The organism is Serratia sp. BNK-23, from assembly GCF_047456145.1.
Lineage (GTDB): Bacteria > Pseudomonadota > Gammaproteobacteria > Enterobacterales > Enterobacteriaceae > Serratia > Serratia nematodiphila.
Map to the genome: position 1 here is coordinate 2,095,868 of NZ_CP179900.1, position 14,568 is coordinate 2,110,435.

Genomic DNA, 14,568 nt, shown 5'->3' on the forward strand with positions numbered 1-14,568 from the left:
TTTTTTCGGAGATTTTTTATGGCAGGTCATAGTAAGTGGGCCAACACAAAGCACCGTAAAGCGGCGCAGGACGCCAAGCGCGGTAAAATTTTCACCAAGATTATTCGTGAGCTGGTCACGGCCGCCAAGCTGGGCGGCGGCGATCCGGATTCCAACCCGCGTCTGCGCGCGGCGATGGACAAGGCGCTGTCGAACAACATGACGCGCGACACCATGAATCGTGCAATCGCGCGCGGCGTGGGCGGCGATGATGATACCAATATGGAAACCATCATCTATGAAGGCTACGGCCCTGGCGGCACCGCCGTCATGATCGAATGCCTGAGCGACAACCGCAACCGCACCGTGGCGGAAGTGCGCCACGCCTTTACCAAATGCGGCGGCAACCTCGGCACCGACGGTTCCGTGGCTTATCTGTTCACCAAGAAGGGCGTGATCACCTACGCACCGGGCCTGGATGAAGACAGCGTAATGGAAGCGGCGTTGGAAGCCGGTGCGGAAGACATCGTGACCTATGACGATGGCGCCATCGACGTGTTCACCGCCTGGGAAAGCCTGGGCGCGGTGAAAGACGCGCTGACCGCGGCGGGCTTCGAAGCCGAAGCGGCGGAAGTGTCGATGATCCCATCGACCAAGGCCGACATGGACGCGGAAACCGCGCCTAAGCTGTTGCGCCTGATCGATATGCTGGAAGACTGCGACGACGTGCAGGAAGTTTACCATAACGGTGAAATCTCCGACGAAGTGGCGGCGACGCTGTAATCCGGTAAAACGGGCGCCGCCGTTCGGCGGCGCCGTGCATGCAAGGTGGATGTAGATATGGCGATCATACTCGGTATCGATCCCGGCTCGCGCGTCACCGGCTATGGCCTTATCCGCCAGCAGGGGCGCCAGTTGAGCTATATCGCCAGCGGCTGCATCCGCACGGTGGTGGACGACATGCCGACGCGGCTGAAGCTGATTTACGCCGGCGTCAGCGAGATCATCACCCAGTTTCAGCCCGATTTCTTCGCCATCGAACAGGTGTTTATGGCCAAGAACCCGGATTCGGCGCTCAAGCTCGGCCAGGCGCGCGGCGTCGCGATCGTGGCGGCGGTGAATCAGAACCTGGAAGTGTTCGAGTACGCGGCGCGGCAGGTCAAACAAACCGTGGTCGGCACCGGCGCGGCCGAAAAGGCGCAGGTACAGCACATGGTGCGCTCGCTGCTCAAACTCTCGGCCAACCCGCAGGCGGATGCCGCGGATGCTCTGGCCATCGCCATCACCCACTGCCACCTCAGCCAGAACGTGCTGCGAATGAGCGAAGGGCGGCTGAACCTGGCGCGCGGGCGTTTGCGCTGACGCGAAACGATGATTGCTCAGGCTGGATATTCATCCAGCCTTTTTTATGTTATAAGCTTTACCAGCAACGGCATGGCAGGGCGCCATGCCCGGTAATTCTGCAGGAGGGTAAATGATAGGTCGTCTCAGAGGAAATATTCTGGAAAAGCAGCCGCCGCTGGTGTTACTGGAGGCGAACGGCGTGGGTTATGAAGTGCACATGCCGATGACCTGCTTTTACGAGCTGCCGGAACTGGGGCAAGAGGCCATCGTGTTTACCCACTTCGTGGTGCGTGAAGACGCGCAGCTGCTGTACGGTTTCAACGACAAGCAGGAGCGCGCGCTGTTCCGCGAGCTGATTAAGGTCAACGGCGTCGGGCCGAAACTGGCGCTCGCCATCCTGTCGGGCATGTCCGCGCAGCAGTTCGTCAGCGCGGTGGAGCGCGAAGAGATCACCGCACTGGTCAAGCTGCCGGGCGTGGGCAAGAAAACTGCCGAGCGCCTGGTGGTCGAGATGAAAGATCGCTTCAAAGGGCTGAACGGCGATCTGTTCAACAACAGCAGCGAGATCAGCCTGCCGGCCGCCGCCGACAAAACGCCGGAAGCGGACGCGGAAGCCGAAGCCGTCTCGGCGCTGGTGGCGCTGGGCTATAAGCCGCAGGAAGCCAGCCGCATGGTCAGCAAGATTGCCAAGCCGGGCGCCGACTGCGAAACCCTGATCCGCGACGCGCTGCGCGCCGCCCTGTAAGGCCGAAAAGGGGTAGATAATGATTGAAGCCGATCGCCTGATTTCCGCCGAACCGATCAACGAAGAGGAGATCCTCGATCGCGCCATTCGTCCCAAGCTGCTGACTGAATACGTCGGCCAGCCGCACGTGCGCGAGCAGATGGAGATCTTCATCCAGGCGGCCAAGCAGCGCGGCGACGCGCTCGACCATTTATTGATCTTCGGCCCGCCGGGGCTGGGGAAAACCACCCTGGCCAACATCGTGGCCAACGAAATGGGCGTAAATTTGCGCACCACTTCCGGCCCGGTGTTAGAGAAGGCGGGCGATTTGGCGGCGATGCTGACCAACCTCGAACCGCACGACGTGTTGTTCATCGACGAAATTCACCGTTTGTCACCGGTGGTGGAAGAAGTATTGTATCCGGCGATGGAAGACTACCAGCTGGATATCATGATCGGCGAAGGGCCGGCGGCGCGTTCGATTAAGCTCGATCTGCCGCCGTTTACCTTGGTGGGCGCCACCACCCGCGCCGGTTCGCTGACCTCGCCGCTGCGCGATCGCTTCGGCATTGTCCAGCGGCTGGAGTTTTATCAGGTGGCGGATCTGCAGCACATCGTCTCGCGCAGCGCCGGGTGCCTGGGGCTGGAGCTGTCCGACGAGGGCGCCCATGAAGTGGCCCGCCGCGCGCGCGGCACGCCGCGTATCGCCAACCGCCTGTTGCGCCGGGTGCGCGATTTCGCTGAAGTGCGCGCCAACGGCGTGATCAGCGGTTCAGTGGCGGCGCAGGCGCTTGATATGCTCAACGTCGATGCCGAAGGCTTCGACTATATGGATCGCAAACTGCTGTTGGCGATTATCGACAAGTTTACCGGTGGCCCGGTCGGGTTGGATAACCTGGCGGCGGCGATCGGTGAAGAGCGCGAAACCATCGAAGACGTGATTGAACCGTTTCTGATCCAGCAGGGCTTTATCCAGCGCACGCCGCGCGGCCGTCTGGCGACGCAGCACGCCTACCGGCACTTTGGTCTCGAACGCGAAGAGTAAATTTTTAATCCGCCAGTAAAAAAGGGCCGCAGATGCGGCCCTTGTCATATCCCGGCTTTAATCAAGCCTGTTGTTTTTTGAACAGGCTCAGCGTGAACAGCACGGCAGCGCTGAGCACCACCGAAGGGCCGGCCGGCGTATCGTAAAATGCCGAGAAGGCCAGGCCGCCGGTAACCGCCACCATGCCGAGCAGTACCGCGACACCCGCCATCTGCTCCGGCGTGCGCGCGAAGCGGCGAGCGGTGGCCGCCGGAATGATCAGCAGCGAGGTGATGATCAGCGCGCCGACGAATTTCATCGCCAGGCCGATGGTCAACGCGGTGACCAGCATCAGCACGGTACGCGCCCGCGCCAAATTGACGCCGTCGACGTGCGCCAGCTCCGGGCTGATGGTCATCGACAGCAGATCGCGCCATTGCCACCACAGCACCAACAGCACCACGGCGACGCCGCCGGCGATCATCACGATGTCGCTCAGCGTGACCGAAAGCAGATCGCCGAACAGGTAGGCCATCAGATCGACCCGCACGTTGGACATCAGCGCCACCACCACCAGACCCAGCGACAGGGCGCTGTGGGCCAGAATGCCGAGCAGGGTATCTACCGAAAGCTGCGGGCGGCGTTCCAGCCACACCAGGGCCAGGGCCAGCAGCAACGTAATGGCGATCACCGCATAGAAAGGATTGATGTCCAGCAGCAGACCAAAGGCGACGCCGAGCAGCGAGGCGTGCGCCAGGGTGTCGCCGAAGTAGGACATGCGGCGCCAAACCACAAAGGAGCCCAGCGGCCCGGCGGCGCTAGCCAGCAACACCCCGGCCAGCCAGCCGGGAAGTAACAATTCGATCATGCTTCGTGGCTCCCGGTTTTCTTCAAGACAATTCTTCCCTGCAGGTCGTGGCGATGGTTGTGATGGTGGCGATACACCGCCAGCTGCTCTGCGCCGCGGTTGCCGAACATGGCGATGAATTCGGGATGCATCGAGACCACCTCCGGCGCGCCGGAGCAGCAGATATGCTGATTGAGGCACAACACCTCGTCGGTTTTCGCCATCACCAGATGCAGATCGTGCGAGACCATCAGTACGGCGCAGCCCAGCTCCTTGCGCAGCTGATCGATCAGGTCGTACAGCGCCAGTTGGCCGTTGACGTCCACCCCTTGCGTGGGTTCGTCCAGCACCAGCAGCTGCGGTTTATTCAGCAGCGCTCGCGCCAGCAGTACGCGTTGGTTCTCGCCGCCGGAGAGCTTTTGCATCGGCTGGTCGAGCAGGTGGGCGGCGTGCACGCGCTTGAGCGCCGGCAGAATGTCGGCTTTCTTTACGCCGGGTTTAAGACGCATAAAGCGGCTAACGGTCAGCGGCAGGGTGGCGTCGAGGTGGAGTTTTTGCGGCACGTAGCCGATGCGCAGGCCGGGCTCCCGCTCCAGCGTGCCGGCGGTTGGTTTGACCAATCCCAGCACCACGCGTACCAGTGTGGATTTGCCCGCGCCGTTCGGGCCAAGCAGCGTGAGAATACGGCCGGGCTGCAGGCTGAGGGAAATGTTCGACAGCACCTTGCGGCTGCCGAAGGCGACGGAGATATTTTTTAGCGTTATCAGTGTAGACATCTCGAGATTACAGGTTGCAGAACGAAGCGGATGTTATAATATCACGCCTTGTTGATGAAAACGATGGGATTACTGATGATGGCACAGAAAAATAAATGGCTGCAGCGCACGCTGCTGGCCAGCGCACTGTTGATGGCCGGCCCGCTGAGCAGCGCTTCCGCTGCGGTGGTGACATCGATTCGCCCCTTAGGCTTTATCGCTGCGGCCATCGCCGACGGCGTGACGCCGACTGAGGTGTTGCTGCCGGACGGCGCTTCGCCGCACGATTTTGCGTTGCGTCCTTCCGATATCCAGCGCTTGCGTTCCGCTGACCTGGTGTTGTGGGTCGGGCCGGACATGGAAGCGTTCCTGACCAAGGCGCTGGTGCCGATCTCGGCGACGCGAAAGCTGGCTATCAGCGAACTGCCGGCGGTGAAGCCGTTGCTGATGAAAGGCGAAGAGGACGACGATCATGAACATGCAGGCGAAGCGCATAACCATGCCGATGACGATCATGGGCATCATCACGGCGAGTACAATATGCACGTTTGGCTGTCGCCGGAGATAGCAAAAGTGACCGCGATCGCGATTCACGACAGATTGTTGGAACTTATGCCGCAAAATAAGGACAAATTAGACGCAAACCTGCGCCAGTTCGAGAATCTGCTGACGCAAACTGACAAAAATGTTGGTAACATGCTTACGCCTGTGCAAGGTAAGGGTTATTTTGTTTTTCATGATGCTTACGGCTACTTTGAAAAACACTACGGTTTGAGTCCGCTGGGCCATTTCACCGTCAATCCCGAAATTCAGCCTGGAGCACAGCGCCTACACCAAATTCGAACACAGTTGGTTGAGCAGAAAGCGGTATGCGTTTTTGCTGAGCCACAATTCAGGCCGGCCGTAATCAATGCCGTCGCCAAGGGTACCAAAGTGCGTTCCGGAACGCTGGACCCGCTGGGCACCGGCATCGCGCTGGAGAAGGACAGCTACGGGAAATTCCTGACTCAGCTGTCAAACCAGTACGTGAGCTGCCTGAAGTAAAGCTTATGAGGATAATATCGAGTGCAGCAGATAGTCCGAACTATCGCTCTGGCGTATAACAACCTGCCACGGCCCCACCGCGTCATGCTGGGGTCGCTGACAGTCGTCACATTGGCCGTCGCTGTTTGGCGGCCTTTTGTTTACCACCCAGAACACAACCCCATCGCCAAGAGCGTCGAGTTAGAATCCAGCCAGATGCGGTCATTGCTCCCTGAAGCCAGTGAACCGATAGATGTCGACCAACCCACCCCCGATGACGAAATCCCGCAGGATGAGCTGGACCAGAAGGATGCCGGCGATGATGGCGTGCATGAATATGTGGTTTCCACCGGCGACACCCTTGGCAGCATTCTGACGCAGTACGGCATTGATATGTCGGATGTCACCTTGCTGGCTTCGCAAAACCGCGATCTGCGTAACCTGAAGATCGGCCAACAGCTGTCGTGGACCGTGAACGACGCAGGCGATTTGCAGCAGTTGACCTGGGAGGTTTCCCGCCGCGAAACCCGCACCTACGATCGCGTCGGCAACAGCTTCAAGGAATCAAAAGAGGCGCAGCAGGGCGAATGGCGCAACAACGTGATCAGCGGCCGGGTCAACGGCAGCTTCGTCAGCAGCGCCGGCGACGCCGGGCTGAGCCGTAACGAAATCAACTCGGTGATCAAGGCGTTGCAGTGGCAGCTCGATTTCCGCAAGCTGCGCAAAGGCGATCAGTTCTCCGTGCTGATGTCGCGTGAGCATTTCGACGGCAAGAAATCACAAAGCCAGCTGTTGGGCGTGCGTTTGCGCACCGGCGGCAAGGATTACTACGCGATCCGCGCCGAAGACGGCAAATTCTACGATCGCCAGGGCTCTGGCCTGGCGCGCGGCTTCATGCGTTTCCCGACCATGAAACAGTTCCGCATCTCCTCCAACTTCAACCCGCGCCGCGTGAACCCGGTGACCGGCCGCGTGGCGCCGCACAAGGGCGTCGATTTCGCCATGCCGGTCGGCACGCCGGTGCTGGCGGTCGGTGACGGTGAGGTGGTGATCGCCAAACGCAGCGGCGCAGCGGGTAACTATGTGGCGATCCGCCACGGTCGTCAGTACACCACGCGCTATATGCACCTGAAAAAACTGCTGGTGAAACCAGGCCAAAAGGTGAAACGCGGCGATCGCATTGCGCTCTCCGGCAACACCGGCCGTTCCACCGGGCCGCATCTGCACTTTGAACTGTGGACCGGCCAACAGGCGGTGAACCCGCTGACGGCTAAACTGCCGCGTTCCGAAGGGCTGGGCGGCAAAGACCGCAGCGATTATCTGGCGCAGGTGAAGGAAGTGGTTCCTCAGCTGCAGTTGGATTAACGCCCCCTTTTTCCGGCGCTTCGGCGCCGTTAATTTCATCGGCCTGATTGCGGGCCGATGCTGTTTTATCTGGGCGGTTCGCGGTTGTTAATTGCAAAATCGGTGCTGGCAATTATGATTAGCCGAATCGCTAAGCCAAGAGCATGTGCATGCAAAACGAGAAGAAATCGAACGTAGAGTTCATTCCGCAGTTTCAAAAAGCCTTTTTATATCCGCGCTACTGGGGCGTGTGGTTGGGAACCGGTCTGATGGCCGGCATTTCGCTGGTGCCTGCGCGCCTGCGCGATCCGGTGCTGGGTGCGGTCGGCAAACTGGCCGGCAAGTTGGCGAAGGGCGCGCGCCGTCGTGCCCGCATCAACCTGCTGTATTGCTTGCCTGAGTTGCCTGAAAGCGAACGCGAGCACATTATCGACCAGATGTTCGCCTGCGCGCCGCAGTCGATGGTGCTGATGGCTGAGCTGGCCTGCACCAAACCGGAAAAAGTGCTCAAGCGTGTGCGTTGGCACGGCGAAGAGGTGTTGGACAAGATCCGCGCGGAAGGGCGTAACGTGATTTTCCTGGTGCCTCACGGCTGGGCGGTGGATGTGCCGGCGATGTTGATGGCCGCGCGCGGCCAACCGATGGCGGCGATGTTCCACAACCAGCGCAATCAGCTGATCGACTACCTGTGGAACGCCGTGCGTCGTAAATTCGGCGGCCGCATGCACGCGCGCAATGACGGCATCAAACCGTTTATCAGTTCAGTTCGCCAGGGGTATTGGGGTTATTATCTGCCCGATCAGGACCACGGCGCTGAGCACAGTGAGTTTGTCGACTTCTTTGCCACCTATAAGGCGACCTTGCCGGCGGTCGGGCGGTTGATGAAGGTATGCCGTGCGGCGATCGTGCCGTTGTTCCCGGTGTACGACGGCAAAACCAGCATGCTGGATATCTATATTCGCGAGCCGATGGACGATCTGGCCGAAGCGGACGATCCGCGCATTGCCCGCCGTATGAATGAAGAAGTGGAAAACCTGGTGGGCCCGAACCCGGAGCAGTACACCTGGATCCTCAAACTGTTGAAGACGCGCAAAGAAGGGGAGATTGAGCCTTACTCGCGCGACGATCTGTATCGTTAATCCTTTCTACCGCTAACGCCGGCAGGGCCACAACCCGGCCGGCGTCTCTTCAGATGTGCACCCTACAGCCGCGAGCCCGCAGGATGTCGACGATTTTAGGCGTGTGGGTGAAATCATTCCAGCGCAGATCAAGCTTGCGCAGCCGGCTCAGTTCACCGAGGCTTTCCGGCAGATTGCTCAGGCGGTTGGCGCGCAGATCCAGGCTTCTCAGCGCCGTGAGCTCACCGATATTTTCCGGCAGGCGCGTCAGCTGATTAAAACGCAGGTTCAGCTCGCTCAATCGCGGCAGGCGGCAGAAGGATGCCGGCAGTTCGGTGATGGCATTGTTGGCCGCATCGAGTATTTCAAGCTCGCCGAGCAGAGCCATTTCCGCCGGCAGCGCGGTCAGGGCATTTTTCATGATATGCAACTCGCGCAGCGCGCGCAGCTGCCCGATTTCGCCGGGCAGGTTGCCGATGCGATTGTTGTATAAACGCAGCTCCTGCAATGCCGCCAGACTCGGTATTGCCTGCGGCAAGGCGGTCAGTTGGTTATCGGTCGCGTTGAGGTAAACCAACTGCTGCAGTTGCGCCAGCGCACGCGGCAGGTCGCTAAAGCCGTTATCGCTCAGGTAGAGGTATTTCAGCCGGTGCAGTTGCCCCAATGTTTCAGGCAGTTCGCTTGCGCGGTTGTGACCGAAGTCGAACATCTCAAGCTGTTGCAACTGACCAATCTCCGGCGGCAGGCGGTCGAGCTGATTGCAGGAGATGTTCAGCACCTGCAGGTTGCGGTGTTGCAAGATGGAGGCGGGGAAGGCCGTCAGCAGATTGTCGTACAGGCTGATTTTGCGCAGCGCGTGGCCGGTTAGCTGCGATTCGTCGAGCTGCGTCAGACCGCGCCCATCGAGATCGAGCGCATCACCGGTCGAGGCTGGATTGCGTTGGTGGAGCATGGCGTTCTCCGTCGTTTATGGCGGTGTCAGGGCAAAAAAAATGCCGGCCAACGTGAGCCGGCCGGCATGTCGTCTGCGGCGTGGATTACTCGACGCGCAGGATACGGCTGGTATTGGTGGTGCCGACGGTTTCCATCACGTCGCCCTGGGTGACGATCACCAGATCGCCGGAGACCAGGAAGCCTTTGTCGCGCAGGCGATTGACGGCTTCATTGGCGGCGATCACGCCGTCTTTGTGGCTGTCGAAATACACCGGCGTCACGCCGCGATACAGCGCGGTCAGGTTCAGCGTGTGCTCATGACGCGACATGGCGAAGATCGGCAGGCCGGAGCTGATGCGCGACATCATCAGCGCAGTGCGGCCGGATTCGGTCATGGCGATCAGCGCGGTGACGCCTTTCAGGTGGTTGGCGGCATACATCGAAGACATGGCGATCGCCTCTTCGATGTTGTCGAACTGTACGTCCAGGCGGTGTTTGGAAACGTTGATGCTCGGGATCTTCTCGGCACCCAGACAAACGCGCGCCATCGCCGCCACGGTTTCCGCCGGGTATTGGCCAGCGGCGGTTTCCGCCGACAGCATGACAGCGTCGGTGCCATCCAGCACGGCGTTGGCCACGTCCATGACTTCGGCGCGGGTCGGCATCGGGTTGGTGATCATCGACTCCATCATCTGGGTCGCGGTGATCACCGCGCGGTTCAGGGTGCGGGCGCGGCGGATCAGTTTCTTCTGGATGCCGACCAGTTCCGGATCGCCGATTTCGACGCCCAGGTCGCCACGGGCCACCATCACCACGTCGGAGGCCAGAATAATGTCGTCCATCGCTTCGTCGGTGCACACCGCTTCGGCGCGCTCAACCTTGGACACGATCTTGGCGTTGCAGCCGGCATCGCGCGCCAGGCGGCGGGCATAGTTCAGGTCTTCACCGGTACGCGGGAAGGAGACCGCCAGGTAGTCGACGCCAATCTTGGCGGCGGTCACGATGTCCGCCTTGTCTTTTTCGGTCAGGGCTTCGGCCGACAGGCCACCGCCGAGTTTGTTGATGCCCTTGTTGTTGGACAGCGGGCCGCCGACGGTCACTTCGGTAAACACTTTCATGCCCTGAACTTCGAGCACTTTCAGCTGAACGCGGCCGTCATCGAGCAGCAGGACGTCGCCCGGCACCACATCGGCTGGCAGGCCTTTATAGTCGATACCGACTTTTTCTTTATCGCCTTCGCCTTTTGACAGGTTGGCGTCCAGCAGGAATTTATCGCCCACGTTGAGGAAGATTTTGCCTTCCTTGAAGGTGGATACGCGAATTTTCGGCCCTTGCAGATCGCCGAGGATAGCGACGTGACGCCCCAGCTTGGCAGCAATTTCGCGTACTTTGTCAGCGCGAGCCTGGTGATCTTCCGGGCTGCCGTGGGAGAAGTTAAGCCGAACTACGTTGGCGCCAGCGGCAATGATCTTTTCCAGATTATTGTCGCGGTCTGTAGCCGGACCCAGGGTGGTAACGATTTTGGTTCTTCTGAGCCGTCTGGACATGTATTACTCCGTTGACTGGTGAAGCAAATATTGGTGTTGCGATAACGTCGGATAACGAAACCAGGCGTGAAATGTAATTTTACAACACTGATATTTCACCCGGGTTACCCGTATGAGCATGTTAACAGGGTACCGCCTCTGATGCCGTCATTCAAATGTCTGTTGAACGGCGATTTTTTCTTCGTCGGGTCACGAATCAAAACTGTTGGGAATGACCACGCCTTTATCAAAGCGCGATTCTTTGAGCGCTTCTTTGACCCGCTTCAAGTTATCTCTGAATTTAGCCCCTCGGCGCAAGGTAAATCCGGTGGCGAGCACGTCAATGAGCGTTAATTGCGCGATCCGCGACACCATCGGCATGTAAACGTCGGTGTCTTCGGGCACGTCGAGCAGCAGGGCCAGGGTCGCCGCCTGGGCGAGCGGGGTGTCGCGCGAGGTGATAGCCAGTACCGTGGCGTCGTTCTCCCGCGCCAGGTGGGCCATCTCCACCAGATTCTTGGTGCGGCCGGTGTGTGAGATCAGCACCACCACGTCGCCTTCGCTGGAGTTCATGCAGCTCATGCGCTGCATGACGATGTCATCAAAGTAGACCACCGGAATGTTGAAGCGGAAAAATTTGTTCATCGCATCGTGCGCCACCGCCGCGGAGGCGCCCAGCCCGAAGAAAGAGATCTTTTTTGCCTGGGTGAGCAGGTCAACCGCACGATTGATTGCGGCAATATCCAAATTTGCCTTTACTGTATCCAGGCTGGCCATTACTGATTCGAAGATCTTGCTGGTATAGGAATCGACGCTGTCATCTTCCTCAACGTTACGGTTTACGTAGGGCGTGCCGTTAGCCAGGCTTTGGGCGAGATGCAGTTTGAAATCGGGAAAGCCTTTGGTATCAAGGCGACGGCAAAAACGGTTGACGGTAGGTTCGCTGACGTCGGCCATGCGCGCCAGCGTGGCGATGCTGGAGTGAATGGCGGTCTGCGGGGAGGCCAGGATCACCTCGGCGACTTTCCTTTCAGATTTGCTCAGGCGTTCCAGATGGCTCTGGATTTTGTCCAGCGTATTCATATAACGAGAGTCACTCATGGTTTTATCCCTGTGGCTTTCAAGCAACAGCGTCGAATTTCGCCCGTGTTCGCCGTGCGAGCAGACGCCAAACGAGCGGCTGTAACCTGGAATCGATAGGGTATGTCGATTTCAAACAAAGGAGAAATCAATGCCGGTTTAGTGAAAATATACTACGTGCTGGTAACCGTTGGCAGTCTCGACACGGCGTATGCAGGGTTTTTTCACCAGAATATGACCTGTGTCTAACTTTCATAATGGTAACAGAGCGTCAAAAAAGACGAAAAATTACAGTTTTGCCCGTGGTGAGGGTGTTGGCGTACATTGGCGCTTTCCACTGGAATCTTGAGGCCTTTTTTTCTGCTTTGCTCCGGGTTTGCTGGCCGTAGTCAAACAGAGTACATTAGTAATGTAAGAAAATTACAAATATCCTGCAACGAGGAGATGAACATGGCGGTAACCTCTACAGCCCAGGCGTGTGACCTGGTTATTTTCGGCGCGAAAGGTGATTTGGCGCGCCGTAAGCTGCTGCCTTCCCTGTACCAGTTAGAGAAAGCCGGACACATCCACCCGGATACGCGGATCATCGGCGTCGGCCGCGCGGAGTGGGATAAACAAGCCTATACCGAAGTGGTCAAGGAAGCGCTTGGCACCTTCATGAAGGAAAAACTGGATGACGAACTCTGGGCCACGCTGAGCGCGCGCCTGGACTTCTGCAACCTGGACGTCAACGACAGCAAGAACTTTACCAAACTGGGTAAAATGCTGGATCAGAAGCACCGCACCACCATCAACTACTTTGCCATGCCGCCAAGCACCTTCGGCGCCATCTGCAAAGGGCTGGGCGAAGCCAAGCTGAACCATGAGCCGGCGCGCGTGGTGATGGAGAAACCGCTGGGCACCGATTTGGCGTCCTCACGCGTGATCAACGATCAGGTGGCGGAGTACTTCAACGAATCCCAGGTTTACCGTATCGACCACTATCTCGGCAAAGAGACAGTGCTGAACCTGTTGGCGCTGCGTTTCGCCAACTCGCTGTTCGCCTCCAACTGGGATAACCGCACCATCGATTCGGTGCAGATCACCGTAGCGGAAGAGGTAGGCATCGAAGGGCGTTGGGGTTACTTCGACCAGGCCGGCCAGATGCGCGACATGATCCAGAACCACCTGCTGCAGATCCTGACCATGATCGCCATGTCGCCGCCGGCGGATCTGACCACCGACCGCATCCGCGACGAGAAGGTGAAGGTGCTGCGCTCGCTGCGCCGCATCGATCAGACCAATGTCCGGGAAACCACCGTGCGTGGTCAGTACACCGCCGGCTTCGTCCAGGGCAAGAAAGTGCCGGGTTATCTGGAAGAGGAAGGGGCGAACAAGAGCAGCAGCACCGAAACCTTCGTCTCTATCCGCGTGGATATCGACAACTGGCAGTGGGCCGGCGTGCCGTTCTACCTGCGTACCGGTAAACGTCTGCCGACCAAATGTTCGGAAGTGGTGGTGTACTTCAAAAACCCGCCGCTTAACCTGTTCAGCGATTCTTACCAGCAGTTGCCGCAGAACAAGCTGACCATCCGCCTGCAGCCGGACGAAGGCATCGAAATTCAGGTGCTGAACAAGGTGCCGGGGCTGGATCACAAGCACCGTCTGCAGACCACCAAGCTGGACCTGAGCTTCTCGGAAACCTTTAACCAGGAGCACGTGGCGGACGCCTACGAGCGCCTGCTGCTGGAGACCATGCGCGGCATTCAGGCGCTGTTCGTGCGCCGCGATGAAGTGGAAGAAGCCTGGAAGTGGGTCGACTCCATCATGGACGCATGGAAAGCCGACAACGAGGCGCCTAAGCCTTACCAGGCGGGCACCTGGGGACCGGTGGCCTCGGTGGCGATGATCACCCGCGACGGCCGCTCCTGGAACGAGTTCGAATAATGCGTAATGCCGGCAGCCTGTCTGCCGGCTTTTTTTTGCCTGCGATCTGCGCGTGGGCCTCATCACTTACGGTACGGCCGGACGTCCGCGCATTTGTGCGGAGCCCTGTGGCAGGGGCGTGCCATTGTTAACCGCGAGTAATGGAGAAATAACGATGAAAAACTGGAAAACCAGCGCCGAGCAGATCCTGACGGCGGGGCCGGTGGTGCCTGTTATCGTGATCAACAAGCTGGAGCAGGCGGTGCCGCTGGCGAAAGCGCTGGTTGCCGGTGGCGTGCGGGTATTGGAGGTGACGCTGCGCACCACCTGCGGGCTGGAGTCTATCCGCGCTATCGCCGAAGAGGTGCCGGAGGCGATCATCGGCGCCGGTACGGTGATCAACCCGCAGCAGCTGCGGCAGGTGACCGAAGCCGGGGCGCAGTTCGCCATCAGCCCAGGGCTGACCGAGGCCTTGCTGCAGGCGGCGACGGCGGGACCCATCCCGCTGATCCCGGGCATCAGCACCGTGTCTGAACTGATGCAGGGCATGGATCACGGTCTGCGGGAATTCAAATTCTTCCCGGCGGAAGCCAACGGCGGCGTGAAGGCGCTGCAGGCGATCGGCGGCCCGTTCCCGCAGGTGCGTTTTTGCCCGACCGGCGGCATTACGCCAAATAATTACCGCGATTATCTGGCGCTGAAAAGCGTGCTTTGCATCGGCGGTTCCTGGCTGGTGCCGGCGGACGCGCTCGAAAAAGGCGACTATGCGCGCATCACTGAACTGGCGCGCAGCGCCGTCAGCGGCGCCGCGTTGTAACCCGCGCCAGGCCTGGGGTTGGCGCTTATTTGCTCACCCGCGGATATCGCAAGGCTCAACGCTCCGTTGAGCCTTTTTTAATTTTTATCGCGATTAACTTTCTTATTTTTAACCCGTTTTTTTCTGCTTTTTGATGAAAACGGCAGTTT

14 protein-coding genes are annotated in these 14,568 nt (G+C 59.2%); 9 read left to right on the top strand and 5 right to left on the bottom strand.

Features of this window, described 5'->3' with window-relative positions; translation table 11 throughout:
* The first annotated feature begins 18 nt into the window (after positions 1-18).
* From ACMGF9_RS09920 to ruvB, 4 genes are all read left to right on the top strand, one after another.
* Positions 19-762 carry a YebC/PmpR family DNA-binding transcriptional regulator gene (locus ACMGF9_RS09920; protein WP_004932370.1) on the top strand — a complete coding sequence of 248 codons (744 nt, stop codon included), beginning with the start codon at positions 19-21 and terminating at the stop codon, positions 760-762.
* Between the two features lie 57 nt (positions 763-819).
* Positions 820-1,341, top strand: coding sequence for a crossover junction endodeoxyribonuclease RuvC (gene ruvC / locus ACMGF9_RS09925; protein WP_004932367.1), 522 nt, complete (start codon positions 820-822; stop codon positions 1,339-1,341).
* Between the two features lie 112 nt (positions 1,342-1,453).
* Entirely contained in the window at positions 1,454-2,068 is a 615-nt protein-coding gene (ruvA, locus tag ACMGF9_RS09930; protein ID WP_004932365.1) for a Holliday junction branch migration protein RuvA, read from the top strand.
* Between the two features lie 19 nt (positions 2,069-2,087).
* Positions 2,088-3,092 (top strand): Holliday junction branch migration DNA helicase RuvB, encoded by a 1,005-nt coding sequence (gene ruvB / locus ACMGF9_RS09935; protein WP_004932364.1) that lies wholly within the window; start codon positions 2,088-2,090, stop codon positions 3,090-3,092.
* A 61-nt stretch (positions 3,093-3,153) separates the two neighbouring features.
* Here the strand turns inward: ruvB and znuB are convergent, their stop codons facing one another.
* Complete coding sequence (gene znuB, locus ACMGF9_RS09940; RefSeq protein ID WP_021503876.1) at positions 3,154-3,939, bottom strand: zinc ABC transporter permease subunit ZnuB; 786 nt, start codon at positions 3,937-3,939, stop codon at positions 3,154-3,156.
* Positions 3,936-4,694, bottom strand: coding sequence for a zinc ABC transporter ATP-binding protein ZnuC (znuC, locus tag ACMGF9_RS09945; protein WP_021503875.1), 759 nt, complete (start codon positions 4,692-4,694; stop codon positions 3,936-3,938). The genes znuB and znuC overlap by 4 nt, the downstream gene beginning before the upstream one ends.
* A 78-nt stretch (positions 4,695-4,772) precedes the next feature.
* Between znuC and znuA the strand changes: the two genes are divergently transcribed.
* The 3 genes from znuA (at position 4,773) to lpxM (ending at position 8,179) form a co-directional block, all read left to right on the top strand.
* A complete protein-coding gene (znuA, locus tag ACMGF9_RS09950; RefSeq protein ID WP_118892687.1) occupies positions 4,773-5,717 on the top strand; it encodes a zinc ABC transporter substrate-binding protein ZnuA in 945 nt (314 codons plus the stop codon).
* A gap of 21 nt (positions 5,718-5,738) precedes the next feature.
* Positions 5,739-7,061, top strand: coding sequence for a murein DD-endopeptidase MepM (gene mepM / locus ACMGF9_RS09955; RefSeq protein ID WP_004932347.1), 1,323 nt, complete (start codon positions 5,739-5,741; stop codon positions 7,059-7,061).
* A gap of 149 nt (positions 7,062-7,210) precedes the next feature.
* On the top strand, positions 7,211-8,179 hold the full coding sequence (gene lpxM / locus ACMGF9_RS09960; RefSeq protein WP_015378127.1) for a lauroyl-Kdo(2)-lipid IV(A) myristoyltransferase: 969 nt from the start codon (positions 7,211-7,213) through the stop codon (positions 8,177-8,179).
* A 49-nt stretch (positions 8,180-8,228) separates the two neighbouring features.
* Here the strand turns inward: lpxM and ACMGF9_RS09965 are convergent, their stop codons facing one another.
* The 3 genes from ACMGF9_RS09965 to ACMGF9_RS09975 form a co-directional block, all read right to left on the bottom strand.
* On the bottom strand, positions 8,229-9,110 hold the full coding sequence (locus tag ACMGF9_RS09965) for a leucine-rich repeat domain-containing protein (protein ID WP_015378126.1): 882 nt from the start codon (positions 9,108-9,110) through the stop codon (positions 8,229-8,231).
* Between the two features lie 85 nt (positions 9,111-9,195).
* Positions 9,196-10,638, bottom strand: coding sequence for a pyruvate kinase (pyk, locus tag ACMGF9_RS09970; RefSeq protein WP_004932339.1), 1,443 nt, complete (start codon positions 10,636-10,638; stop codon positions 9,196-9,198).
* A gap of 189 nt (positions 10,639-10,827) precedes the next feature.
* Positions 10,828-11,700, bottom strand: a complete 873-nt coding sequence (locus ACMGF9_RS09975) for a MurR/RpiR family transcriptional regulator (protein ID WP_021503871.1) — start codon at positions 11,698-11,700, stop codon at positions 10,828-10,830.
* Between the two features lie 447 nt (positions 11,701-12,147).
* On the opposite strand from ACMGF9_RS09975, the gene zwf reads away from it, so the two are divergent.
* Together zwf and ACMGF9_RS09985 are read left to right on the top strand one after the other, a co-directional pair.
* Positions 12,148-13,623 (top strand): glucose-6-phosphate dehydrogenase, encoded by a 1,476-nt coding sequence (gene zwf / locus ACMGF9_RS09980; protein ID WP_004932333.1) that lies wholly within the window; start codon positions 12,148-12,150, stop codon positions 13,621-13,623.
* Positions 13,624-13,777: 154 nt separating this feature from the next.
* A complete protein-coding gene (locus ACMGF9_RS09985; RefSeq protein WP_075684568.1) occupies positions 13,778-14,419 on the top strand; it encodes a bifunctional 4-hydroxy-2-oxoglutarate aldolase/2-dehydro-3-deoxy-phosphogluconate aldolase in 642 nt (213 codons plus the stop codon).
* Positions 14,420-14,568: the final 149 nt, after the last annotated feature.

Coding starts and splice junctions, on each gene's coding strand:
- znuA (WP_118892687.1), top strand. CDS start 4,773: ATGGCACAGAAAAATAAATGGCTGCAGCGCACGCTGCTGGCCAGCGCA.
- znuB (WP_021503876.1), bottom strand. CDS start 3,939: ATGATCGAATTGTTACTTCCCGGCTGGCTGGCCGGGGTGTTGCTGGCT.
- ruvB (WP_004932364.1), top strand. CDS start 2,088: ATGATTGAAGCCGATCGCCTGATTTCCGCCGAACCGATCAACGAAGAG.
- ruvA (WP_004932365.1), top strand. CDS start 1,454: ATGATAGGTCGTCTCAGAGGAAATATTCTGGAAAAGCAGCCGCCGCTG.
- lpxM (WP_015378127.1), top strand. CDS start 7,211: ATGCAAAACGAGAAGAAATCGAACGTAGAGTTCATTCCGCAGTTTCAA.
- pyk (WP_004932339.1), bottom strand. CDS start 10,638: ATGTCCAGACGGCTCAGAAGAACCAAAATCGTTACCACCCTGGGTCCG.
- ACMGF9_RS09920 (WP_004932370.1), top strand. CDS start 19: ATGGCAGGTCATAGTAAGTGGGCCAACACAAAGCACCGTAAAGCGGCG.
- zwf (WP_004932333.1), top strand. CDS start 12,148: ATGGCGGTAACCTCTACAGCCCAGGCGTGTGACCTGGTTATTTTCGGC.
- ACMGF9_RS09985 (WP_075684568.1), top strand. CDS start 13,778: ATGAAAAACTGGAAAACCAGCGCCGAGCAGATCCTGACGGCGGGGCCG.
- znuC (WP_021503875.1), bottom strand. CDS start 4,694: ATGTCTACACTGATAACGCTAAAAAATATCTCCGTCGCCTTCGGCAGC.
- ruvC (WP_004932367.1), top strand. CDS start 820: ATGGCGATCATACTCGGTATCGATCCCGGCTCGCGCGTCACCGGCTAT.
- ACMGF9_RS09965 (WP_015378126.1), bottom strand. CDS start 9,110: ATGCTCCACCAACGCAATCCAGCCTCGACCGGTGATGCGCTCGATCTC.
- ACMGF9_RS09975 (WP_021503871.1), bottom strand. CDS start 11,700: ATGAATACGCTGGACAAAATCCAGAGCCATCTGGAACGCCTGAGCAAA.